Source organism: Chromobacterium phragmitis (assembly GCF_003325475.1).
Taxonomy (GTDB): Bacteria; Pseudomonadota; Gammaproteobacteria; order Burkholderiales; family Chromobacteriaceae; genus Chromobacterium; species Chromobacterium phragmitis.
Window position 1 is genome coordinate 1,088,461 of record NZ_CP029495.1, and the last position, 22,506, is coordinate 1,110,966.

Here is a 22,506-nt window from a genome sequence, read left to right on the forward strand (position 1 = left end):
TTACTAGCATTATCATGCATTTCAACGGCCCGCTTTTCAGCCGTACTTCATAAGGAAAACATGATGCGTCGCTTTGTCTGCCAGCTGGCTGTCGCCAGCATCGCCCTGTCCGCCTCCTTCGCCGCCATGGCCAAGGAATATCCGATCGGCAAGCCCGCCCTGAAAAACGGCATGGAAATCGGCGCGGTCTACCTGCAGCCGACCAAGATGGAGCCGGACGGCATGATGCTGAAGCCGGAAGCGTCCGACATCCACCTGGAAGCCGATATCCACGCCACCAAGAACAACCCCAACGGCTTCGAGGAAGGCGCCTGGATGCCCTACCTGGTGGTCAAGTACGAACTGACCAAGGTGGGCGGCAAGACCCAGAAGGGCGAACTGATGCCGATGGTGGCCAACGACGGCCCGCACTACGGCGACAACATCAAGCTGCAAGGCCCGGGCAAGTACAAGCTGAAGTACACCATCCTGCCGCCGACCGCCAACGAGCACGCCCACTTCGGCCGCCACGTGGACAAGGAAACCGGCGTCGCCCCGTGGTTCAAGCCGTTCGACCTCAACTACGAGTTCACCTTCGCCGGCATCGGCAAGAAGGGCGGCTATTGATCCGCATAGTGAGAATGTAAACGCAAAGCATTCTTGACTGCGATACAATGAAACGGCGCGGGCCTGCCGCGCTGTTTCTCATTCGGGACGATGAAACGATGACTGTTCTGCGCCTGTTGGCCGCCGCCATGTTGGCCGGCCTGCTCTCCTCCGCCGCCATGGCCGAGGACATGCCGGTATTCAAGCTGCAAATGAAAGACGGCCAGCTGATTCCCGCCCGCCTGGTGGTGCCGGCCGGCAAGAAGTTCAAGATCGAAGTGATGAACATCGGCAAGACTCCGGCCGAATTCGAAAGCACGCCGCTGCGCAAGGAAAAGGTGCTGGGCCCCGGCGCGGAGTCCTTCCTGATCTTCCAGCCGCTGTCGCCCGGCGAGTACAAGTTCTTCGACGAGTTCCACATGAAGACCGGCCAAGGCGTCATCGTCGCCAAGTAACACAGAGGGAAACGCGAATGGGACAGGTACTCTTCATCGTCTGGCGCGAAAGCGTCGAGGCGCTCTTGGTCGTGGGCATTCTCAATGCCTGGCTGAACCATAATCCGGCCGGCCGCGCCGGCAAGCCCTGGCTGTGGAGCGGCGTGGCGCTGGGCATCGCGATGGCGATCGCGCTGGCGGTGGCGCTGTTCACCGCCGGCAGCCTGATGGCCGGCGCGCAGGACTACTTCCAGACCGCCATGGTGTTCATCGCCGCCGCGCTGATCGTGCAAATGGTGCTGTGGATGCGCGAACATGGCCGCACGCTGAAGAAAGAGCTGGAAAGCGGCTTGTCGGAGAAGGCCGCCAGCGGCAGCTGGTGGGGCGTGACCGTGCTGGCCGCGCTGGCCATCGCCCGCGAAGGCAGCGAGACCGTGGTCTTCCTCTACGGCATGCTGGCGGAAGCCGGCGGCATGGAACTGGTGAAAATGGCCGGCGCCGGCGCGGCCGGCCTGGCGCTCGCCTTCCTCACCTTTTACGTGCTGCAGCTGGGCGGCAAGGTGCTGTCCTGGCGGCTGTTCTTCCGCGTCACCGAGATCATGCTGCTGCTGCTGGGCGCGTCCCTGTTCCTGTCCGGCGTGGAAAAGCTGATCTCGATGGACGTGCTGCCGGCGCTGGTAGACCCGCTGTGGGACAGCTCGGCGCTGCTTGACGACATGAGTCCGGTAGGCGGCGTGGTGGCCGCGCTGACCGGCTACCGCTCGCACCCGGCGCTGACCAGCCTGCTCGCCTACCTGCTGTTCTGGGGCGCGATCTGGTCGCTGTTCCAGTGGCGCAACCGCCGCCAGGCCGCCGCCCCCGCATGAAGCCGCCCCGTCAACCCCGCCCGCCGCAACGGGTGATCCCCATCGTCGCCGCCCCCGCCGGCGGCGGTTCCTGTATGCCAGAGCGCCAGCCGCGCGGCCTGCTGGCGCTCGCGGGCGCCTGGCTGCGCGACCACGCCGCCCTGTTGCGCTGGCTGCAATGGGCGGTGGTGCTGGTCTACGCCTTTCTGCTGATCGTTCCCGCCTGCCTGGAACTGCCGGGCGACGCGGCGCGGATGTGGAACAACCTGACCATCTTCGCCCAGTTCGTGTTCTGGGGCATCTGGTGGCCGTTCGTGCTGCTGTCCATGGTGCTGTTCGGCCGCCTGTGGTGCGGCGTGCTGTGTCCGGAAGGCGCGCTGTCGGAATGGGCGGCGCGCAAGGGCATGGGCCGGCCGATTCCGCGCTGGATGCGCTGGGGCGGCTGGCCTTTCGTCGCCTTCGTGCTGACCACCGTTTACGGCCAGCTGGTCAGCGTCTACCAATATCCCAAGGCGGCGCTGCTGGTGCTGGGCGGCTCCACCGTGGCCGCCGTCGCCGTCGGCTTCGTCTACACCCGCGGCAAGCGCGCCTGGTGCCGCCACCTGTGTCCGGTCAATGGCGTGTTCGGCCTCCTGTCCAAGCTGGCGCCGCTGCATTACCGCGTCGACGAAGCCGCCTGGAAGGCCTCGCATGAGCGGACGCCGGCGGTGGATTGCGCGCCGCTGCAACCCTTGCGCCACATGCAGGGCGGCAGCGGCTGCCATATGTGCGGCCGCTGCAGCGGCCACCGCGGCGCGATCGAGCTCAGCCTGCGCTCGTCCAGCGACGAGGTGGTGCGCGTAGCCGAGAAAGAAGCCGACGGCTGGCAGACCGCGCTGATCGTCTATGGCCTGCTGGGCGTGGCGATGGGCGCCTTCCACTGGACCATGAGTCCCTGGTTCGTCGCGTTGAAGCAGGCCGCCGCCGAGTGGCTGGTGGACCGCGACATCATGTGGCCGCTGGATACCGAAGCCCCATGGTGGCTGCTCACCCACTACCCGATGCACAACGACGTGTTTTCCTGGCTGGACGGCGCGTCGCTGATCGCCTACGTCGCCGCCACCGCGCTGGTGCTCGGCACCGGCATCCTGGCCTCCCTCGCCCTGTCGGTGGCCGTTTCCGGCCGCTGGCGGACGCAGCGTCTGCACCATCTGGCGCAGGCGCTGATCCCGCTGGCCGGCTGCGGCGTGTTTCTCGGCCTGTCGGCGCTGACCGTGACGCTGCTGAAGGCCGAAGGCCTGGACATGCGCTGGGTCAACGATGCCCGCCTCGTCCTGCTCGCCGGCGCCAATCTATGGGCGCTGCGGCTGGCTTTCGGCATCCTCGGCCGCTGGCAGGCCGGCCCGCGCCGCTGGGACGCGCTACTGCCGTTCTGCGGCGCGCTGGCGCTGGTCGACTGCGCCTGGGGCTTCATGTTCTGGTGGTGGTAAAACCTTGGTAGGGGGATGACACTGTGCGATAACTACAGTGTCCCTCCGCTAGGAAAAGCCATGTGGCGTCTGCTGCTATCCGCTCTCGCTTTGTCCTTGGCCTGCCGCGCCCAGGCTGCCGAGCAAACAGTGGACCTAGCCACCGGGGAGTGGCCGCCCTACGTGTCCCAGCAACTCCCGGAACAGGGCGTGTTCACCGAAATCGTCCGCGAGGCCTTCCGCCGCGCCGGCTACCAGGCCCGCATGTCCTTCCAGAGCTGGCCGCAGACAGAGCTGCTGACCAAATCCGGCAAGACCGCCGCGGCCTTCCCCTACCGTCCGACGCCCGAGCGGGAAAAGGACTTCGACTTTTCCGTTCCGCTGATGCACTCCACCAGCTACCTGTTCTATCACAAACCCCACCTGCCGAACCCGCCGCAACAGTTCCAGTCGCTGGACGAATTGCGAAGCTATCGCATCGCCATACAACTGGGCTACTGGTATCTGCCGCTGTTCCAGCGGCATCGGCTCAACACGCTGATGACCAGCGACGAGACCAACGCGCTGCGGCAGCTCTACCTGGGGCATCTGGACTTGGTGCCCATGGTGCTGGAGCGCGGACTCTACCAGATCCACCACGTTTTTCCGGGGCGCGAGAAAGAGTTTGGCTACATCTCAACCCCGCTGGACAAGGAAACGGCGCTGGCGCTGATGTTCTCGCGCAGCTATCCGCAGGCGGAGCGCATCCGCGAAGACTTCGGCCGGGCGCTGGCGCAGATGGAAAAGGACGGCAGCCTGAAGGCGATCTACCAGCGCCACTTCCCAGAGGCTACGCCGCCGCGGTGACCAGCGTAGGCTGCAACACCCGGATCACTTCCCGCGGATCGACGCCGACCAGAAAACCGCGCTTGCCGCCGTTGATGTAAATCACCGGCAGCTCGGCGATGCTGGCCTCCATATACACCGGCATCGGGTGGCGGGTGCCGAAAGGGCTGGTGCCGCCTACCTGGTAGCCGCTGTGCTTGTCCGCGGTTTTCGGATCGCAGGGATGGACTTTCTTGACGCCGATCTGCTTGGCCAGCATGCCGGTGCCCACTTCGCAGTCGCCGTGCATCAGCACGATCAACGGACGCTTGTTCTCGTCCTCCATGATCAGCGTCTTCACCACCGCGTGCTCGTCCACGCCCAGCTCGCGCGCCGACACCGTGGTGCCGCCCTTATCCTCGTACTTGTACAGATGTTCGGTGTAATCCACCTTGTGCTCGCGCAGCGCGCGGATGGCCTGAGTGACCGGGGCTTTTTCCTTGGACATGATGTTTCGCTTGCGATGAAAACAAAACACCCGACTTTAAAACCGCGACCGCCCGCTGCCAAGCCGGGGGATCAAGCTTTGCGCGACCGCCACCACAAGCGCAGCCCCAACAGCAGGACAAGCACCGCGCCATAGATCGCGGGCTGGGTGATGTCCAGTTTCACCAGCCACCAGTAATGAAGCACCGCCAGCACCGCCACCGGATACACCAGACGGTGCAGCTTGCCCCAATTGCGCTTCAGCCGCCTCATCCAGCCCTGGGTGGAGGTCAGCGCCAACGGCGACATCAAAACGATGGCGGCGAAGCCTATGGTAATGAAGGGCCGCTTGGCGATGTCCTTCAAGATATGCTGCCAGTCGAAGAACTGGTCCAGCCAGACATAGGTGGCGAAATGCAGGCTGGCGTAGAAAAAGGCGAACAGGCCCAGCATGCGCCGGCACTTCAAAGGCCAGGCCTGGCCGGTGAAACGGCGCAGCGGCGTCATCGCCAGCGTGGCCAGCAGCCACACCAGCGTCCAGGTGCCGGTGGAACGGGTGATGAACTCGATCGGGTTCACCGCCTCGCCCATCAATACGATCCAGGCAGCCCGCGCCAGCGGCAGCAGACAGGCGATGAACAGCAACGCCTTGCCGATGGCGAGGCGGCGTCCGGCCGGCGCGGCGTGGAGTTTCATGCGCAGCGTCGTCATCAATAGTTCTTCCTCAAGTCCATGCCGCGGTACAAGCCGGCCACCTGGTCGGCGTAGCCGTTGAACGGCAGCGTCTTGCGCTTGAAAAACTCTCCGATGCGGCGTTCGGACGCCTGGCTCCAGCGCGGGTGGTCGACATCCGGATTCACATTGGAATAGAAGCCGTACTCGCGGGCATTGGCCATATTCCAGCTGGTGGCCGGCATCGTTTCCTGCAGCCGGATGCGCACGATGGACTTGATGCTCTTGAAGCCGTACTTCCACGGCACCACCAGCCGGATCGGCGCGCCGTTCTGATTAGGCAGGACATTGCCGTACAAGCCGACGGCGAGAATCGCCAATGGGTGCATGGCCTCGTCGATGCGCAAGCCCTCGCGGTACGGCCAGTCCAGCACCGGAGAGCGCTGGCCGGGCATTTCGCCAGGCCGCTGCAAGGTTTCGAACGCCACGTACTTGGCGCGCGAGGTGGGATTCATCTGCTTGATCAGGCTGGCGAGCGGAAAGCCCACCCAGGGAATGACCATGCTCCAGCCCTCGACGCAGCGCAGCCGGTAGACGCGCTCCTCCAGCGGAAACTTCAGCAGCTCCTCGATGGAGAAATGACGCGGCTTGGCCACCTCGCCGTCCACCAGCACGCTCCAAGGCCGCGTTTTCAAGCTGCCGGCGCTGGCGGCCGGATCGGACTTGCCAGTGCCGAACTCGTAGAAATTGTTGTAGCTGGTGATGTCCTTCAGGCTGTTGGGCTTGTCGTTGGACGCCAGTTGCGACAGCGGGCTCTTTTTGGCGTTGAGGCCGGCCAGCGTCTCGGCGGACAGCAATAACCCGGCGGCGCCCAGCATGAACGCGCGGCGATTGAAATAAACCGATTCGCTGGTGATTTCCGACGGCGAATGGTCGGCGGGTTTGCGGATCAACATGGCGGATCTCCTGTCGTTTCCACTTGGTCGGGCGACCTTCCGGATTCTGACAGTAGTTCATGAAAACAGTTTTGTCCGGCCAGGCGATGCTGACAGAGCCCCGCAAAATGCTTGAGCCGAGGCCAGCCGGCGCGAGCCGCGCGCCGCTAGGGCCGCCAAGCGCGCCCCAGCGCGCTGCCCTGCCCGCCATCCCGCGCCAGCCGCTCCCCTATCGCCTGCAGCGCGGCCCAGCGCGGCCCGCACCAGTCGGGCGCGATCAGCGTCGGCGCCTGGGCGGAGGCCGAAATCCGGTGATAGACGACCTCCGGCGGCGTATGGCGGATCAGATCGGCGGCAAGGTCGGCATAGGCGTCCAGCCCCATCGGCGCGACCTCGCCGCGCCGGTATTGCGCGGCCATACGGCTGCCTCGGACTATCATCAGCGGATGCAGCTTCACCCCCTCCGCGCCGATGTCCAGCACCGTGCGCAGGGTCGCATGGGCATCCTCCGCGTCCTCGCCCGGCAGGCCGGCGATCAGATGCGCGCACACCTTGAGGCCTCTTGCGTGGGCGCGGGCGACGGCGTCGCGGTAGTCGTCCAGCCCATGGCCGCGACGGATCAAGACCTGGGTGCGGTCGTGCGCGGTCTGCAGCCCCAGCTCCAACCATACTTCGGCGCCGCCATCCTGGTACGAGGCCAGAAGGTCCAGCGCGGCGTCCGGCACGCAGTCCGGCCGGGTGCCGACGCATAGCCCCACCACGCCGGCGCCGGCCACCGCCTCGTCATACAGCGCGCGCAGCGTATCCACCTCGGCATAGGTGCTGGTATAGGCCTGAAAATAGGCCAGGTATTTCCGCGCCCGGTCGGTCTTGCCCTTTTCGCGCGCCAGTTGCTGGCTAATGGACAGCTGCGCCGACTCGCGGCCGAAGCTGCGCACATTGCAAAAGGTGCAGCCGCCGCGATCCAGCGTGCCGTCGCGGTTGGGGCAGGTGAAATCGCCGGCCAGCGACAGCTTGTGCACAGTCTCGCCGAAGCGTCGTTTCAGGTAATGGCCGAAGGTGTGGAGGTGGCGGGTGAAATCCATCGGGCTGCCGACAAAAGGCCGCAGTCTAGCGCGGCGGCTGCGATGGCAAAATGCGCCGGATCAAGGACTTGTCGATTCAGATGTTGCGCCAGCCCAGCCAGTACAGCGCGCAGAACAGGCCGGCGCTGACCAGCAGCGCGATGGCCAGCGCGGAGACGAGCTCGTGCACGTTGCGGCGCTGGCTGGGCTTGAGGAACCAGCGGGCGACCGCCCAGGCCAGCAGGCACAGCACGAAGAATTTGAACAGGCGTCCGAACATGATGGGGACCGTGGCGGGGACCCGGCCGATTATCCCGGCGCGCCATACTCCCGCGCAAGCTTATGTTATGGATATAATCAACCGGTAGCCGCAGGAGACCGCGTCACGACATGCCCCGGCAGAGGGCGGCGGGCGCGGACAAATACGAAGAGGCAACCCACTGATGACCGACACCCATTGTTCGGTAGGCATCGTCGCGCCCCAGGATGCCGCGTTCGATGTCCCCCTGCCGCTGGCCAGCGGCGCCGCGCTGCCCGGCTACCAGCTGCGCTTTGAAACCTATGGCGAGCTCAATGCCGACAAGAGCAACGCCATCCTGATCTGCCACGCGCTGTCCGGCCATCATCACGTCGCCGGCCGCCACCATGCCGATGAGAAAACGGCCGGCTGGTGGGACAATATGATAGGCCCCGGCAAACCGATAGACACCGCCCGCTTCTTCGTCGTCGGCGTCAACAATCTGGGCGGCTGCCACGGCAGCACCGGCCCGTCCAGCGTCAACCCGGCCACTGGCCAGCCCTGGGGCTCGGCCTTCCCGGTGGTGACGGTGCCGGACTGGGTCAACGCGCAGGCGCGGCTGGCCGACCGCCTGGGCATTGAGCGCTGGGCGGCGGTGATCGGCGGCTCGCTGGGCGGCATGCAGGCGCTGCACTGGAGCGTCGCCTACCCCGACCGCGTCGCCCACGCGCTGGTGATCGCCTCCGCGCCCAAGCTGTCGGCGCAAAACATCGCCTTCAACGACGTGGCGCGCCAAGCCATCCTCACCGACCCCGATTTCTGCGGCGGCGACTTCTACCAGCAGGGCACCATCCCCCGCCGCGGCCTCAGGCTGGCGCGGATGCTGGGCCACATCACCTATCTGTCCGACGACGGCATGGGCGAGAAATTCGGCCGCATGCTGCGCTCCGGCGAATACCGCTTCGGCTACGACGTGGAATTCGAAATCGAAAGCTATCTGCGCTACCAAGGCGACAAGTTCTCCGACTACTTCGACGCCAACACTTATCTGCTGATGACCAAGGCGCTGGACTACTTCGACCCCGCGGCCGCCCATGGCGGCGACCTGGCCGCCGCGCTGAAGCCGGCGCAGGCGCAGTTTCTGCTAGCCAGCTTCACCAGCGACTGGCGCTTCTCGCCAGAACGCTCGCGCGAGACGGTGCAAGCGCTGATCGCCGCCGGCAAGCGCGTCAGCTACGCCGAAATCGAATCGGCGCACGGCCACGACGCCTTCCTGATGACCGACCAACCATACGTGGACCTGATGCGCGCCTACCTGGACCGCGTGGCCAAGGAGGTGAACGCATGAGCGCCGCCCACACGCTCCGCCCCGACCTCAGACTGATCGCCGACTGGATCTCCCCCCATAGCCGGGTGCTGGATTTGGGCTGCGGCGACGGCCAACTGCTGGCCGCGCTGCAACAAGACAAGCATATCCGCGGCTACGGCGTGGACTTCGACGTCGCCAACGTGGTGCGCTGCGTCGCCGCCGGCGTCAACGCGGTGCAGGGCGATCTGGAAAGCGGCCTGGCCGATTTCGGCGACCACCGCTTTGACCACGTGGTGCTGTCGCAGACGATACAGGCGATGCGGCACACCGAGGCCATCCTCAACGAGATGCTGCGCGTCGGCCGCGAGGCCATCGTCACCTTCCCCAATTTCGGCTACTGGCAGAACCGGCTGCAGATCCTGAAGGGCCATATGCCGGTATCCGACACCATCCCCTACCAGTGGTACGACACCCCCAACATCCACTGGTGCATGCTGGGAGACTTCGAGGAACTCTGCGCCAAGAACGGCATCCGAGTGGTTCAGAGGGTGGTCATGGACAAGGGCAAGCGGGTATCCTTGCTGCCTAATCTGCGCGGCAGCCTGGCCTTCTACCGGGTGGCGCGCGGCTGATTCCGCCTCGCACAAGGAGAGACGCATGCGCCTGTTGCTGGCCATTTTCCTGCCCTGGCTGCAGTTTTTCACCATAGGCCGGCCATTCGCCGGCTTGTTCTGCCTGCTATTGCAACTGACCGTGATAGGCTGGTTGCCTGCCGCGCTGTGGTCGGTGTACGCGCTGAGTCAATACAAGACCGATCAGAAAATTGAGCGGGCGCTGCGGCGCTGACGCCGCGCTCAACCCGCCCTCCGCCCGCGTCCGCCGCGGGCGCTCCTTCCACCACAAGCACAACAAGCACATGACCCTGGCCACCATCCATTGGCGGCGCGACGTGTTCTCGCGCACCATGCTCGTCTGCGTGTTCACCGGCTTCGCCTCCGGCCTGCCGCTGTACACCCTGATCAACCTGTTGCCGGCCTGGCTGCGCAGCGAGGGCGTCGATCTCAAATCCATCGGCCTGTTCGCGCTGATCGGCCTGCCCTACACCTGGAAATTCCTGTGGTCGCCGCTGCTGGACCGCTACGCGCTGCCGCTGCTGGGCCGCCGCCGCGGCTGGATGCTGGCCACCCAGCTGGCGCTGCTGGGAAGCCTGGCGCTGCTGGGCCTGTTCGATCCGCGGCAAGACATCTGGAGCATCGCCGGGCTGGCGCTGACCGTGGCTTTCTTCTCCGCCAGCCAGGACATCGTGCTGGACGCCTTCCGCCGCGAGATCCTCAGCGACGTCCAGCTAGGCCTGGGCAACACCGTCCACATCAACGCCTACCGGCTGGCCGGCCTGGTGCCGGGCTCGCTGTCGCTGATCCTGGCCGACCATCTGGACTGGGGCAGCGTCTTCGTGGTCACAGCGCTGTTCATGCTGCCCGGCGCGCTGATGACGCTGATGGTGAAGGAGCCCGCTCAGGCGCCCGGCAGCCCGAAAACGCTGCGCGAGGCGGTGGTGGAGCCCTTCCACGAATTCCTCACCCGCCAGGGCTGGCAAGGCGCGCTGTGGATATTGGGCTTCATCTTCCTGTACAAGCTGGGCGACAGCATGGCCACCTCGCTGGCCACGCCGTTCTATCTCGACATGGGCTACGCCAAGTCGCAGATCGGCCTGGTGGCCAAGCACGCGGCGCTGTGGCCGGCGGTGATAGGCGGCCTGCTGGGCGGCCTGTGGATGATCAAGCTGGGCATCAACCGCGCGCTGTGGGCCTTCGGCGTGGTGCAGGTGGTGTCGATTCTGGGCTTCGCCTGGCTGTCCAGCTACGGCCGCTTCGACAGCGTGGGCGCAGCGGAACTGTCCATGCTGGCGGTGGTGATAGGCTTCGAGGCGCTGGGCGTCGGCCTGGGCACCGCGGCCTTCGTCGCCTTCATCGCCCGCAGCACCCATCCGGCCTATACCGCGACTCAGTTCGCGCTGTTCACCAGTCTGGCGGCGGTGCCGCGCACGCTGGCCAACGCCGCCACCGGCTATATCGTCGACTCGGTGGGCTGGACCTCGTTCTTCTTCCTGTGCACGGCGCTGGCGCTGCCCGGCATGATGTTGCTGGCTCGGGTCGCCCCCTGGGGAGACGATCCGCTGCCAGAGAAAGCCTGAACGGCTACATCCGGCAGTTCTCAACGCCGCTCTCCTGCCGGCACTGGCGGATATTGCCGTCCTGGTCCAGCTTCAGCAGCCACTCCTCCAGGCCAGAGCCCGTCTTGGGCCTGGCCTCGATGATGAAGCTGGCCTGATCCAGATTTTCCGAGGACGGCGCCAGGCTGCTGAAGCCGATCACGAAGGCGCCGGTCTCCAGCACCGGCAGCTGCGGCCAGGACAGCGTCCCCTCCTGATGATATCCGCCGCGCAGCTGGTACCAACGCTGCATGTAATGGCCGTTTTCCAACAAAGCCGCCCTGGCTTCCGCCAATCGGGCCCGCTGCAGATGCTGACTGTATCCCGGCACCGCCAACGCCAGCAATACCGCCAGGATGGCCATGCAGACAACCAGCTCGGTCAAGGTAAAGCCGCCTCGCCGCCTCATTCCTCCACCTCCCGCCAATCCAGCCGCCGCCCTTCATCCGCCTCCTCTCCGACCCGATACCAGCTTTGCAGCGTCACAGCGTTCTGCGGCTGCCGCCCCCAGGCCCGCACCGTGATGCGGTACAGACGATCCCTGGCGGCATCGCCGAAACGCGGATCTATCAGCTCTACCACGTAGCGGGGATTCCACCAGCCAAACGCGCCGCCTCGCACCCGCTGCGGACAGCCTGTCTGCGGGCCGCCGGGAGACAGCGCGTATTCGCGGCTATTGCCGCAGGGATGCAACAAATCCTGATCATTGACGCGGCGCCGGTGCGGCGGCTCCCTGGGCTCGCACAGACCTTTCCCCTCCGCGCCATCGCAACTGGGCGGAAACAGCCGGCCCTCGCCATACAGCTTGTCCGGATCGGCGGCCGCCAGCGCCAGACGGCGATCCAATCGCCATACCCACTGCTCGGCGCCGAGCAGCGCCTGCCGCGCCTGAGTCTCCGCTCGCTGTCTGTCTTCGGCATTGTCGGCTTGCCTGCCGACTGACTCCAATTGCCGCGATGAAGACAACACCAGCAAACTCACCAACGCGAGCAACGACAATACCAGCGGCAGCGCGCCTCCAGCCTGCCGGCTCACCGTGCCGCTCCGCAGACAGGCGCGGCATCCAGCGCCAACTCCAGCTCCAATTGGCTGACCGGAGTTTCCCTGTCGTCCGGATACCATTCCAGACTCAGCCTGGCCGCTTGCGGAACTTGGCCGGCAGGCCAGGATCCCGGCGCACGCCAGCTCCATCGCGCGGTCTCGCCGCAGCCCTGTCGTTCCAATAACCTCAGTTCCATGCGCTTCACTCCGTCCAGAACCAGCCTCTCCTCGCCATCCGACAAACCGCCCTCCCAATCGCGCACCAGCAGGCGGTATCCACGCCCGACCGCCTCCAGGCGATAACGGCGCTCGCGAGGAAGCCACAGTTGCATCGAGGGCAGATGCACGCCATCCTCCCGCGGCGACAAGGGCAAGGCCGGAGTCAGGCGCAGCTCAGGCGCATCGGAGTCTCCTCGCCATTGCGCCCCGCTTCCGTCCAGCATTCGACCGCTGCCGCAACTTCCCAGCCAGACGCGGCGCCATTGCCGCCAGGTTTCCGGCGCCTGTTTCATCAACTGCATGCCTTCCAGGCTGTCGCCCACTCTCAATGCCCGGATAACGCCAAGCTCCCGCCCCGGCAAACGCAGCCGCCACTCTCCCGCAGAAAAGTCGCTTGGGAGCCATGGCAGGGACTTGCATCCGAGCCGGCCATGAGCGGACAGGTCCCGCGCCAGCAGCCGCAGCACCCATCGCGCATCCTGTGTCCGGCTCATCCTGTGTTCGACGGTCCTCGCGCCCTGCAGCACCGTGATCAGCGCTGTCAGCGATAGCGCAAACACCAATGAGGCAAGCGCAGCGGCAATCAACATGCCCAGCAGCGTCATGCCCTGTTGCCGCCTAAGGTCGCAGCGGCCAGACACCGGCATGCTCCAGCCACTTGCCGCCCAGACGGGCGCGCCAGGCGACGCGCACCGCCCATTCGCCTTTGCCGTCGCAACCGGCATTCGCCAAGGTGGGCCTGACCTTGCTGTCGCCGCGGCAAACGATGCCGCGGGCCCGCACGCTTCTTCCCTCGGCTTGCAAGGCCCGCTTGAAACGGAACAAGGCCGCATCGGCCAACTGTTGCGCCGAACATGCCGTCAGGCAGTCGCCCCCGGACATGTGGTCGTCGTAGCCGCCTTCCAGATAGTGCGGCCAAACGCTTTCCGGACTGGCCTGGATGGCGCTGGCCAAAGCGGCCACGGCATCTCCGACCCGGCCGCCGAACTCCGAGTCCCTCGCCTGCGACAACGACTTGGCCTGGACGGAAACAAGCGCCAGCACCGCCAATGCCCAAATCAATAGCGCCACCTGCGCTTCGACCAGGCTGAACCCGCGCTCACCCGCAATCATTCCTCACCTCTCCCTGCCATACCCTTCCAGTCGCCTCCACCATCAAATCCAGACACTGGCTGCGTCCTTTCAATTGAAAACGCTGCGGCTGCCTGAGCCGCCCCTCCGGCGTCCAGGACAATTGACGCGCCGACGCGAACACCTGGACATGCTCGCCATCGAACATCGCCAGGCTCAATCGCTCGCCGCTATCGTAGTAGCCATTGGCGGCCCCCTGATCGGCATAGATCAGCGCGCCCTCCGGCCAACTCTGGCGGGCTCCTCCCAAGGCTGGCTGACAACCTTGCAGTTCGCGGTTCACTTTCAGATTCGCCGCGCACAGGAAGACCGGCCGATTGAGCCTCAAGGCCTCGCCCCGCGCATGCCGCAAGCTTCCCGTCAGGGCCATGGCGTGGCTGCGCAAGCGCTGCCGCTCCACCATCCGTCCCAGGTCTGGCAAAGCCAGGCTGGCCCCGATGGCGGCTACCGCCAGCGCCGCCATCATTTCCAGCAGGGTCAAACCGGCATGACGCGATCCGCTCATCTCCCGCTCCATTCCCGCATATGGAAGTTTCAGTTTGGAAGGCGGCTCCGGGCCACCTCTCGCACGCCTGTACCAAAGCAGGAGGCGGAGGTTCCCGGCTCATGCCCAAAGAGCAGGTTGCAAACGATGCAAAAACAAAACGGCGCCGAAGGCGCCGTTGGCGGGTGGAACACAGCCGTGCTCAGTGCGCAGCTTCCCAGCTATCGCCGAAACCGACCTCGGCCAGCAACGGCACCTTGAGTTTGGCCGCCTCGGCCATGATCTCAGGCAGCTTGCGCTTGACCCGCTCCAGCTCGGCCTGCGGCACCTCCAGCACCAGTTCGTCGTGCACTTGCATGATCAGCTTGCTTTGCAAACCGTCACGTTCCAGCCAGTCCTGCACCGCGATCATCGCCAGCTTGATCAGGTCGGCCGCGGTACCCTGCATCGGCGCGTTGATCGCCGCGCGTTCGGCGCCGGCGCGGCGGCCCGGATTGCTGAGCTTGATGTCTGGCAAATACAGGCGGCGGCCGAACACGGTTTCCACGTAGCCCTGCTCGCGCGCCTTCTCGCGCGTGGTCTGCATGTATTCGGCCACGCCCGGGTAGCGCATGAAGTAGCGGTCGATGTACTGCTGGGCGGCGCTGCGCTCGATGTCCAGCTGGGCGGCGAGGCCAAACGCGCTCATGCCGTAGATCAGGCCGAAGTTGATCGCCTTGGCCGCGCGGCGCTGGTCCGACGTGACCGCGCCGAGATCGACGCCGAACACCTCCGCCGCGGTGGCGCGGTGGATGTCTTCGCCGCTGGCGAAGGCCTTCAGCATGCCCTCGTCGTCGGACAGGTGGGCCATGATGCGCAGCTCGATCTGCGAATAGTCGGCCGACACGATCTGCCAGCCGGCCGGCGCGATGAAGGCTTCGCGCACGCGGCGGCCCTCGGCGGTGCGCACCGGGATGTTCTGCAGATTGGGATCGTTGCTGGACAAACGGCCAGTGATCGCCACCGCCTGTGCATAAGTCGTGTGCACGCGGCCGGTCTGTGGATAAATCAGCGTCGGCAGCTTGTCGGTATACGTGGACTTCAGCTTGGCCAACCCGCGGTATTCCAGGATGCGTTTGGGCAACGGGTGGTCCAGCGCCAGTTGTTCCAGCACCGACTCGTCGGTGGAATAACCGCCGCTCGGCGTCTTCTTGACCCCCTTGGTCGGGATCGCCAACTTGCCGAACAGGATTTCCTGCAGCTGCTTGGGCGAGTTCAGATTGAAAGGCTGGCCGGCCAATTCGTAAGCCTGCTCCTCCAGCTCCAGCATCTGGCTGCCCAGCTGGTGGCTCTGCGCGGCCAGCTTGTCGCGGTCGATCAGCACGCCATGCCGTTCCATCTTGAACAACACCTCGGCCACCGGCAGCTCGATGTCGCGGTAGACCTTTTCCAGATCGCCGCTCAATTGGCCGGCGAAGTGCTGGTTCAAGCGCAGTGTGATGTCGGCGTCTTCGGCCGCGTAATTGGCGGCGATGTCGACGTCCACCTCGCCGAAACCGATCTGCTTGGCGCCCTTGCCGCAGATGTCCTCGTAGCTGACGGTGTCCTCTCCCAGATGGCGGCGCGCCAGGTCGTCCATATTGTGGCGCTGGTGGCTTTCCAGCACGTAGGAGGCCAACATCGAATCATCGACGATGCCGCGCAGGGCGATGCCGTGATTGGCCAGCACGTGGCTGTCGTACTTCAGGTTCTGTCCGCACTTCTTCTGGCGGGCGTCCTCCAGCCACGGCTTCAGCCTGGCCAGGGCAGCGTCCAGCGGCAATTGTTCCGGCGCGCCGGCGTAATGGTGTCCCAGCGGCAGGTAGGCAGCCTGGCCGGCCTCCACCGAGAAGCTGACGCCGACGATGCGCGCCTGCATTGGGTCCAGGCTGGTGGTTTCGGTGTCGAAGGACACCACCTTGGCTGCCGCCAGCTTGGCCAGCCAGGCATCCAGCTGCGCGTCGGTGAGAATGGTTTCGTAATGGCGCGCCAGCGCGCCTTCAGCCGGGACGGCTTGGGCCGATGGCGCGGCGGCCGGCTCGGCGAACATGTCGCCCTGGGCCTGATCGCCGCGCGGGGCGGCCGGCGCGTCCTCGCCGCGCTGGGCGACCGCCGGCATCTCCGAGCCCGCGGTCACCTCGCGGTAGAAGGTGCGGAAACCCAGGTCCTGGAATAGCTCGGCCAGGCGCGGCTTGTCTTTCTGCCCATGCTGCAGGCCCGGCAGGCCATGCGGCAGGTCCGTCGCTAGGTTCACCTCGCAATCGATGGTGATCAGCCGCCTGCCCATCGGCAGCCAGTCCAGCGCCGCGCGCAGGTTCTCGCCCACCTTGCCGCCGACCCTATCGGCCTGGGCGACGATGGCGTCCAGGCTGCCGTACTCCTCCAGCCACTTCACCGCGGTCTTCGGCCCGCACTTGTCGACGCCGGGCACGTTGTCCACTTTGTCGCCGATCAGGGTCAGGTAGTCGATGATCCGGTTCGGCGGCACCCCGAATTTTTCCTTCACCCCGGCTTCGTCCAGCAGCTCGTTGGTCATGGTGTTGACAAGAGTGACGTCCGCCGTCACCAGCTGCGCCATGTCCTTGTCGCCGGTGGAGACGATCACCTTCATGCCGGCCGCCGCCCCCAGGCGCGCCAGCGTGCCGATCACGTCGTCGGCCTCCACGCCCGGCACCGCCAGCATCGGCCAGCCGGAAGCTTGCACCACGTCGTGGACCGCCGTAATCTGGGAAGCGAGCTCCTCGGGCATCGACGGGCGGTTGGCCTTGTATTCGGGGTACAGGTCGTCGCGGAAAGTCTTGCCCTTCGCGTCGAAGACGCAGGCGCTATAATCGAACTCAACCTCTTTCTCCAGCCGCCTGAGCATGTTGACCATGCCATAGACAGCCCCCACCGGGCGGCCATCCGGAGAACGCAAATCGGGCATCGCGTGAAAGGCGCGGTACAAATAAGAAGAGCCGTCGATCAATAACAATGTTTTCATAAGAGGCAGAAGTATGAGCTTGTCCGATAAGTTACCGCAGACCAGCGATCGTCACGCCATGATGCAGCGCTTTCGTTCGCGCGAAGCCTGGCACGTGATGAAGATACTGTCGGAGTTTGTCGAGTCGGCCGAGGAACTGCAAGGCATCACGCCGGCCGTCAGCATATTCGGCAGCGCGCGCACCCCGCGCGACCACAAGTACTACAAACTGACCGAAGACGTGGCCCGCCGCCTGTCCGACTCCGGCTTCTCGGTGATATCCGGCGGCGGTCCCGGCATCATGGAGGCCGCCAACAAGGGGGCATTCTACGGCAGAAGTCCGTCCGTTGCGCTCAACATCGTGCTGCCGCACGAGCAAAAACCCAATGAGTACCAAGATCTGGCGGTCAAGTTCAATCACTTCTTCAGCCGCAAGGTGATGTTCGTCAAACACGCCATCGCTTACGTGGTCATGCCCGGCGGCTTCGGCACGCTGGACGAGATGTTTGAAGCCTTGACGCTGATCCAGACCGGCAAGAGCCGCAAGATTCCCATCATCCTGTGCTGCCACGAGTTCTGGGCCGGCCTGCTGGATTGGGTCAAGGACCGGCTGGTCAGCGAGGGCATGATCAACCCTGAGGATCTGAACCTGATCCAATTGATCGACGATCCGCAGCAAATCGTCGACACCATTTTCAAACACTACGAAACCCGCGGCTTCGACGCGTTGCCCGAAGAACGCGAACAACTGCTCAACTTGTAATCGCCGCATACCAAAAAGGATAAATCATGCGCCGCCTCTCCCTATTGCTCCTTCTCCTGCCGCTGACGCCCGCCCTGGCAGCGGAAAGCCCCGCCGCCCCCCCCAAGGCGGTAGTGCCGCCGCCGCCGACCATCAGCCCTTCCAACGCCGCGGAGCCGGAACCGGAAGTGCGTCTGATCCAGAAAGGCGACGAGAAGATCGAGGAATACCGGCTGAACGGCCAGCTCTACATGGTCAAGGTCACGCCGTCCCACGGCGTGCCCTATTACCTGATTGACGACAACGGCTCCGGCACCATGAGGCAGATCGATCCCGCCACCCGCATCGTGGTCCCCCGCTGGGTCCTGGTTCGATTCTGACGGAGGCGGCATGTCGGTTTACACCACGGTCAGCCGGGAATCGCTGGAACACTGGCTGCAGGGCTACGCGCTGGGGCAATTGATAGATTTGCAGGGCATAGCAGCCGGAATCACCAATACCAACTATTTCGTCACCACCACGCATGGCCGCTACGTGCTGACGCTGTTCGAAACACTGCAACTGAAAGAGCTGCCCTACTACCTGACGCTGATGAGCCATCTGGCCAAGCACGGCGTGGCCTGCCCGGCGCCGGTCGCCGATCACTCCGACCGCTTCGCCTCCCTGCTCGCAGGCAAGCCTGCATGCCTTGTCAGTTGCCTGTCAGGCGCAGATGTCGACGCCCCCAGCGCCGAGCAATGCCGTGCTGTCGGCGAAACGCTCGCCCAAATGCACAAAGCCGGGGCCACCTTCCCCTTGCTGATGAAAAATCCCCGCGGCCCCAGCTGGTGGAGCCGGACAGCCCAACAGCTGTATCCGCGACTTCCCGAGGACCAGGCCGCGCTGCTGCGCGAGGAAATCCAGTATCAGGACGCCCACCGTTTTGATCATCTGCCCAGCGGCGTCATACACGCGGACCTGTTCCGCGACAATGTGTTGTTGGATGGAAACCACATCAGCGGCTTCATTGATTTTTACTACGCCTGCAACGACATACTGCTGTACGACGTCGCTATCGCGGTCAACGACTGGGCCCGCCTCGACGATGGAGAAATGGATGACAACCGGGCAAGAATCTTCCTAGAAGGCTACCAGTCGGAACGTCCACTGGAAATGGCTGAGCGCAGCTGCTGGCCTGTCATGCTGCGGGCCGCGGCGCTGCGGTTCTGGGTCTCCCGCCTTCAGGATTTGTATCAACCGGCAAGTGGCGAACTGACTTACACCAAGGACCCGATGGTGTTTCAACGGCTGCTGCAAGCGCATCGGCAACGCCAGGACTTCTGGCTAGGCTGATACTGGCCAAAAGCATCATTGCGCAAGCCGTATCGAGAATTCACGATAACGTCATCTCCTCAGACTTGAAAAATGTGAAAAATCACATAACATCAAAGCTGAAGTAGTGGCTGTCAGCGAATTTCCATCGTTCAACTTGAGCAAAGGGTTCACCATGCTGCTGAAAAAAATCTCCGCTTGCCTTCTGATTTCCATGCTGGCCACCCCGGTTCTCGCCGCTGAAGAAGCTGGCGCCGCTGGTTCCGCCGGTTCTGCTGGCGCGGGCACCGCGGGCGCCGCCGGCGCGGGAGCCGCCGGCGCTGGCGTCGCGGGTGTCGCCGGCATCGGGATCGGCACTGTTGCCGCCATCGGCGCTGCTGTCGCCGCTGCTGTTGCCGTCTCCAGCAACTCCAACTCTTCGTCGAGCCACTCCTCAACGACGCACCACTAAAACACCTGTTGGGCATTATCCCCAAGCCAAGCAAGCCGGTACTCAAACCGGGCTGCTTGGCTTGTCCGTCAAACAGATCTTTAAATTCACTTGGCATCTCAGCCATGAATGGCGAGAGCACGCCAAACCCAAACAAAATATCTACAAAAACAAGCAGCACTCTTCAGCTTTGAAATTTGGGGGCCCGCCATCAGTGTTGGCGCGCATATAAGTAGCTTCAGCTACATCCAGTTCGGACTGCAGTGAATGCATAATAAATCCAGCTACCATCTGGTTACGGGGATATTACAAGGAGGGCTGCCGCTTCTCTTCGCGTGCGGTGCGCTGGCTCAGCCATCGCTGACAGGACAAATCGGCTATATCAATATGCCGTCGGCCCGAGTCGGCGATGACGGCACCTTCAGCTTTGGCTACGGCTACGACAAGCCTTACGGCATCCTTTGGACCTCGATCACCGCTCTTCCTTGGCTTGAGGTGTCTGGCCGTTATACCTCCATTTCCGGGATTGCTGGTTTTAGCGATCAGCAATATGGCGGCGCGTATGGCCGCTATAAAGACAAAACAATAGACTTGAAGTTCAAGCTTTGGGATGAATCAAAATGGTTGCCTGGAATCTCGCTAGGCGCCACCGACATCCAAGGCACGCGCCTTTGGAAAGGCACGTATCTGGTAGCCAGTAAAAACATGCTTCCCAATCTGGAAGCCTCTCTTGGCTATGGGAAGGATCGCATCCAAGGCGCATTCGGCGGTGTGCGATTTACTCCCCAAGCCTTGCCCAATTGGTCGCTGATTGCCGAATACGACGCCAACAACTATCGAACCGATCCGTTCTCCAGCCAGACCGCTGCCGCGCAAAGAGAAAAAGGGCTTGCTGTTGGTTTGGAATATCAATGGGGCTGGCTAGGCTTGCAAATTGCCCGGCAAAAGACCCACTCCAGTATCAATGCGAGGATCGACATTCCACTCAACTGGAAAGAGTTCGTCCCCAAAATTCAGGAGCCGCCTTATTTTACCGGCGAATCAGACTTGCCAGCCCGCCCCAGCCTGACTGAGTGGCGTCGTTCGCCTGACAGCGCCAAAGCGCTGGCCACTGCATTAGGGAAACAGGACTTCAAGAACATCCGCATTTCCATGCAAAAAGACAGCTTGGTAATGGAACTGGGCAATAGCAGAATTTCAAATGTAGGCAGAACAGTCGGACGTGCGGTACGCACCGCTTTGTACTTTTCCCCATTGGAAACCCGTGAGATCCGAGTCGTCTATACCGAACTGGAACAGCCGATCGCCACATACAATTTCTATGACCTGCCCATACTGAATGACTATCTCCTAGGAAAAATTGACCGTGACCGTTTCCTGCAAACGGTCAGCATCAAGTCCGGTCGGGACGAAGAAATCAAGCCTCTAGACAGTCAAACGCTTGCCTTGACTTTGCGGGAGGGCATAGATGTCAATTTATTGACAAATCGGGAAGGCGACCTGATTCAGGTTACAAGCGATGACACCGAGGACAATCGCTTCCATCTCGCCCCTAAAATGGGCTTCTATTTCAATGATCCTAGTGGCGCCTTTCATTACGATATAATGGCAGAAGCCAATTATAAACGCAGACTTGCAAAAGGCCTGTATTTAGATAGCGCCTTAAATGTAGATCTGTACAATACCATCACAGCGGTCAAGCAGCCTTCGAACAGCCTGCTCCCGCACGTGCGTTCCGATATTGCGGACTACAAGCGAGTCAAAGCCCCCAAGCTGAATCGACTTCTCCTCAATCAGTATATGACCCTGTCGCCTAATACCTATGCCAGGGTCTCCGCGGGTCTATATGAAGAAATGTTCAGAGGCGTAGGAGGGCAGGTCCTCTATTATCCAAACATCAAGAATTGGGCGGTAGATCTAAACGTAGACGCCTTGCAGCAACGCGACGTGAATGGATGGTTCGGCAAGCGGGACTATCAAACCATCTCAGCCTTGGCATCACTGCATTACCAATTGCCGATGGGCGTCACCGCCACCCTGCGCGCCGGCCGTTTTCTGGCAAAGGACGATGGCGTGCGCATGGAGTTAAAGCGCCGTTTCCGCTCAGGCATAGAGGCCGGTTTCTGGTACACCAAAACCAATGGCAATGATATTACCTCCCCAGGCACGCCCAGCAAGCCCTATAGCGATAAAGGACTTTTCCTCACCATTCCCATCAATAGCCTGCTGACATTCGATACCAAAACCGTCGGAGATTTTTCGCTGTCGCCATGGACCCGAGACGTCGGGCAAATGGTGATGACGCCGGGCGATCTATACGAAATCCTCAGCAATCCGAAACGCGACATCGACAGCTATGATGGGCTGGGAAATTTCGCGGAGCGAGCGGATGAGCAGGCATTGCCGGCAGTGACACCGCCGCTGCCCAGTTATCACCCATGGCCAACGATCAAGCTTAGATTGGAAGACAGCGGCAACCACTGGCTTGAAATGGATGACAAAACCGCGGCGCTCGCCGCGGCTTCCGTCGTCTCCCTGGCCGCAATCGGACTGGACAAACCGGTCAACCGCGCGTTCGACAATCATCAAGACAATCGCGCAGTCAAAGAATGGGGGAAATGGGGCAAGAACCTCCCCATCGCCAGCATCGCCTTGTCCGGCGCCGCATTCGCGCTTGGAGACGAGAGGCTGAGCAATACCGGGCTCATTGCGCTCGAGTCCAGCGTAGCCGCAGTCGCGGGAAGCTCGGTCCTCAAGCTGGCTGCCAATCGAGCGCGCCCCAGCAGCAGCGACAGCCCATGGCGCAAGCAAGCCGCCGGCGAGTCCCGGCTGCAAAGCAGCTTCACCTCCAATCACTCTGCGGTTCTATTCGCGTCCGTCACGCCTTTCGCCAAGGAATACGATCAACCCTGGCTATACGGCGCTGCCGCGCTTGGCTCGGTCGGCCGCATCGCCAGCCGCGATCACTGGCTGTCCGACATCACCGTTGGGGGGCTGCTCGGGTATGCTATGGGCAGTTGGCTCTGGCAATCCCAACGCGACGATTCCCGTTACCGCAGCAAATTGATCGCCACGCCCCAACAGGTTGGCGTGCAAATCGATGTCCCCATCCGATAAGTCCGAACAACAGGAACCC

Annotated in this window: 25 protein-coding genes; 14 read left to right on the forward strand and 11 right to left on the reverse strand. The window is 63.4% G+C overall.

Features of this window, described 5'->3' with window-relative positions; all coding sequences use genetic code 11:
- The first annotated feature begins 60 nt into the window (after window positions 1–60).
- From DK842_RS05330 to DK842_RS05350, 5 genes are all read left to right on the forward strand, one after another.
- Entirely contained in the window at window positions 61–606 is a 546-nt protein-coding gene (locus DK842_RS05330; RefSeq protein WP_168191815.1) for an iron transporter, read from the forward strand.
- 98 nt (window positions 607–704) lie between these two features.
- The gene (locus DK842_RS05335; protein WP_114060430.1) at window positions 705–1,040 is read left to right on the forward strand and encodes a cupredoxin domain-containing protein; all 336 of its coding nucleotides are present in this window, start codon (window positions 705–707) and stop codon (window positions 1,038–1,040) included.
- A gap of 17 nt (window positions 1,041–1,057) precedes the next feature.
- Window positions 1,058–1,885 carry an FTR1 family iron permease gene (locus tag DK842_RS05340; RefSeq protein ID WP_114060432.1) on the forward strand — a complete coding sequence of 276 codons (828 nt, stop codon included), beginning with the start codon at window positions 1,058–1,060 and terminating at the stop codon, window positions 1,883–1,885.
- On the forward strand, window positions 1,882–3,333 hold the full coding sequence (locus DK842_RS05345; protein ID WP_232538599.1) for a 4Fe-4S binding protein: 1,452 nt from the start codon (window positions 1,882–1,884) through the stop codon (window positions 3,331–3,333). Before DK842_RS05340 ends, DK842_RS05345 begins: the two co-directional genes overlap by 4 nt.
- Window positions 3,334–3,393: 60 nt before the next feature.
- The gene (locus DK842_RS05350) at window positions 3,394–4,158 is read left to right on the forward strand and encodes a substrate-binding periplasmic protein (protein ID WP_168191816.1); all 765 of its coding nucleotides are present in this window, start codon (window positions 3,394–3,396) and stop codon (window positions 4,156–4,158) included.
- Here the strand turns inward: DK842_RS05350 and ybaK are convergent.
- From ybaK to DK842_RS05375, 5 genes are all read right to left on the reverse strand, one after another.
- The gene (gene ybaK / locus DK842_RS05355) at window positions 4,142–4,624 is read right to left on the reverse strand and encodes a Cys-tRNA(Pro) deacylase (protein WP_114060435.1); all 483 of its coding nucleotides are present in this window, start codon (window positions 4,622–4,624) and stop codon (window positions 4,142–4,144) included. The two genes, DK842_RS05350 and ybaK, sit on opposite strands and share 17 nt — an antisense overlap.
- A 71-nt stretch (window positions 4,625–4,695) precedes the next feature.
- Complete coding sequence (locus DK842_RS05360; RefSeq protein WP_114060436.1) at window positions 4,696–5,313, reverse strand: protein-methionine-sulfoxide reductase heme-binding subunit MsrQ; 618 nt, start codon at window positions 5,311–5,313, stop codon at window positions 4,696–4,698.
- Window positions 5,313–6,230: a protein-methionine-sulfoxide reductase catalytic subunit MsrP gene (msrP, locus tag DK842_RS05365; protein WP_114060437.1), complete on the reverse strand. Its 918-nt coding sequence runs from the start codon at window positions 6,228–6,230 to the stop codon at window positions 5,313–5,315. Before msrP ends, DK842_RS05360 begins: the two co-directional genes overlap by 1 nt.
- Before the next feature lie 146 nt (window positions 6,231–6,376).
- Window positions 6,377–7,294 carry a TIGR01212 family radical SAM protein gene (locus tag DK842_RS05370; protein ID WP_114060439.1) on the reverse strand — a complete coding sequence of 306 codons (918 nt, stop codon included), beginning with the start codon at window positions 7,292–7,294 and terminating at the stop codon, window positions 6,377–6,379.
- A 76-nt stretch (window positions 7,295–7,370) separates the two neighbouring features.
- Window positions 7,371–7,553 carry a protein MIGRI gene (locus tag DK842_RS05375; protein ID WP_114060440.1) on the reverse strand — a complete coding sequence of 61 codons (183 nt, stop codon included), beginning with the start codon at window positions 7,551–7,553 and terminating at the stop codon, window positions 7,371–7,373.
- A 163-nt stretch (window positions 7,554–7,716) separates the two neighbouring features.
- Between DK842_RS05375 and metX the strand changes: the two genes are divergently transcribed.
- The 4 genes from metX to DK842_RS05395 all read left to right on the forward strand — a co-directional run bounded on the left by metX (window position 7,717) and on the right by DK842_RS05395 (window position 11,014).
- A complete protein-coding gene (gene metX / locus DK842_RS05380) occupies window positions 7,717–8,859 on the forward strand; it encodes a homoserine O-succinyltransferase MetX (protein ID WP_114060442.1) in 1,143 nt (380 codons plus the stop codon).
- Entirely contained in the window at window positions 8,856–9,452 is a 597-nt protein-coding gene (metW, locus tag DK842_RS05385) for a methionine biosynthesis protein MetW (RefSeq protein WP_114060443.1), read from the forward strand. The genes metX and metW overlap by 4 nt, the downstream gene beginning before the upstream one ends.
- A gap of 25 nt (window positions 9,453–9,477) precedes the next feature.
- On the forward strand, window positions 9,478–9,666 hold the full coding sequence (locus tag DK842_RS05390) for a YqaE/Pmp3 family membrane protein (RefSeq protein ID WP_114060444.1): 189 nt from the start codon (window positions 9,478–9,480) through the stop codon (window positions 9,664–9,666).
- Between the two features lie 70 nt (window positions 9,667–9,736).
- Window positions 9,737–11,014 (forward strand): AmpG family muropeptide MFS transporter, encoded by a 1,278-nt coding sequence (locus DK842_RS05395; protein WP_114063629.1) that lies wholly within the window; start codon window positions 9,737–9,739, stop codon window positions 11,012–11,014.
- A gap of 4 nt (window positions 11,015–11,018) precedes the next feature.
- Here the strand turns inward: DK842_RS05395 and DK842_RS05400 are convergent, their stop codons facing one another.
- The 6 genes from DK842_RS05400 to polA all read right to left on the reverse strand — a co-directional run bounded on the left by DK842_RS05400 (window position 11,019) and on the right by polA (window position 16,908).
- On the reverse strand, window positions 11,019–11,441 hold the full coding sequence (locus tag DK842_RS05400; RefSeq protein WP_114060446.1) for a type IV pilin protein: 423 nt from the start codon (window positions 11,439–11,441) through the stop codon (window positions 11,019–11,021).
- Window positions 11,438–12,067 carry a pilus assembly protein gene (locus tag DK842_RS05405; RefSeq protein WP_168191818.1) on the reverse strand — a complete coding sequence of 210 codons (630 nt, stop codon included), beginning with the start codon at window positions 12,065–12,067 and terminating at the stop codon, window positions 11,438–11,440. Before DK842_RS05405 ends, DK842_RS05400 begins: the two co-directional genes overlap by 4 nt.
- Window positions 12,064–12,933, reverse strand: coding sequence for a PilW family protein (locus tag DK842_RS23335; protein ID WP_168194817.1), 870 nt, complete (start codon window positions 12,931–12,933; stop codon window positions 12,064–12,066). Before DK842_RS23335 ends, DK842_RS05405 begins: the two co-directional genes overlap by 4 nt.
- Entirely contained in the window at window positions 12,911–13,405 is a 495-nt protein-coding gene (locus tag DK842_RS05410; protein ID WP_114060449.1) for a PilV family protein, read from the reverse strand. Before DK842_RS05410 ends, DK842_RS23335 begins: the two co-directional genes overlap by 23 nt.
- Complete coding sequence (locus tag DK842_RS05415; protein WP_168191820.1) at window positions 13,392–13,928, reverse strand: GspH/FimT family pseudopilin; 537 nt, start codon at window positions 13,926–13,928, stop codon at window positions 13,392–13,394. Before DK842_RS05415 ends, DK842_RS05410 begins: the two co-directional genes overlap by 14 nt.
- Window positions 13,929–14,109: 181 nt before the next feature.
- Window positions 14,110–16,908, reverse strand: coding sequence for a DNA polymerase I (gene polA / locus DK842_RS05420; protein ID WP_114060453.1), 2,799 nt, complete (start codon window positions 16,906–16,908; stop codon window positions 14,110–14,112).
- A 13-nt stretch (window positions 16,909–16,921) separates the two neighbouring features.
- Between polA and DK842_RS05425 the strand changes: the two genes are divergently transcribed.
- From DK842_RS05425 to DK842_RS05445, 5 genes are all read left to right on the forward strand, one after another.
- Window positions 16,922–17,650, forward strand: coding sequence for an LOG family protein (locus DK842_RS05425; RefSeq protein WP_114060454.1), 729 nt, complete (start codon window positions 16,922–16,924; stop codon window positions 17,648–17,650).
- Window positions 17,651–17,676: 26 nt separating this feature from the next.
- Complete coding sequence (locus tag DK842_RS05430; protein ID WP_114060455.1) at window positions 17,677–18,009, forward strand: DUF2782 domain-containing protein; 333 nt, start codon at window positions 17,677–17,679, stop codon at window positions 18,007–18,009.
- Between the two features lie 10 nt (window positions 18,010–18,019).
- Window positions 18,020–18,961 (forward strand): homoserine kinase, encoded by a 942-nt coding sequence (locus DK842_RS05435; RefSeq protein WP_114060457.1) that lies wholly within the window; start codon window positions 18,020–18,022, stop codon window positions 18,959–18,961.
- A 154-nt stretch (window positions 18,962–19,115) separates the two neighbouring features.
- Window positions 19,116–19,391 (forward strand): hypothetical protein, encoded by a 276-nt coding sequence (locus tag DK842_RS23340; protein ID WP_168191821.1) that lies wholly within the window; start codon window positions 19,116–19,118, stop codon window positions 19,389–19,391.
- Between the two features lie 246 nt (window positions 19,392–19,637).
- Window positions 19,638–22,487 (forward strand): YjbH domain-containing protein, encoded by a 2,850-nt coding sequence (locus DK842_RS05445; protein ID WP_114060462.1) that lies wholly within the window; start codon window positions 19,638–19,640, stop codon window positions 22,485–22,487.
- The last annotated feature ends 19 nt before the right edge of the window (window positions 22,488–22,506 follow it).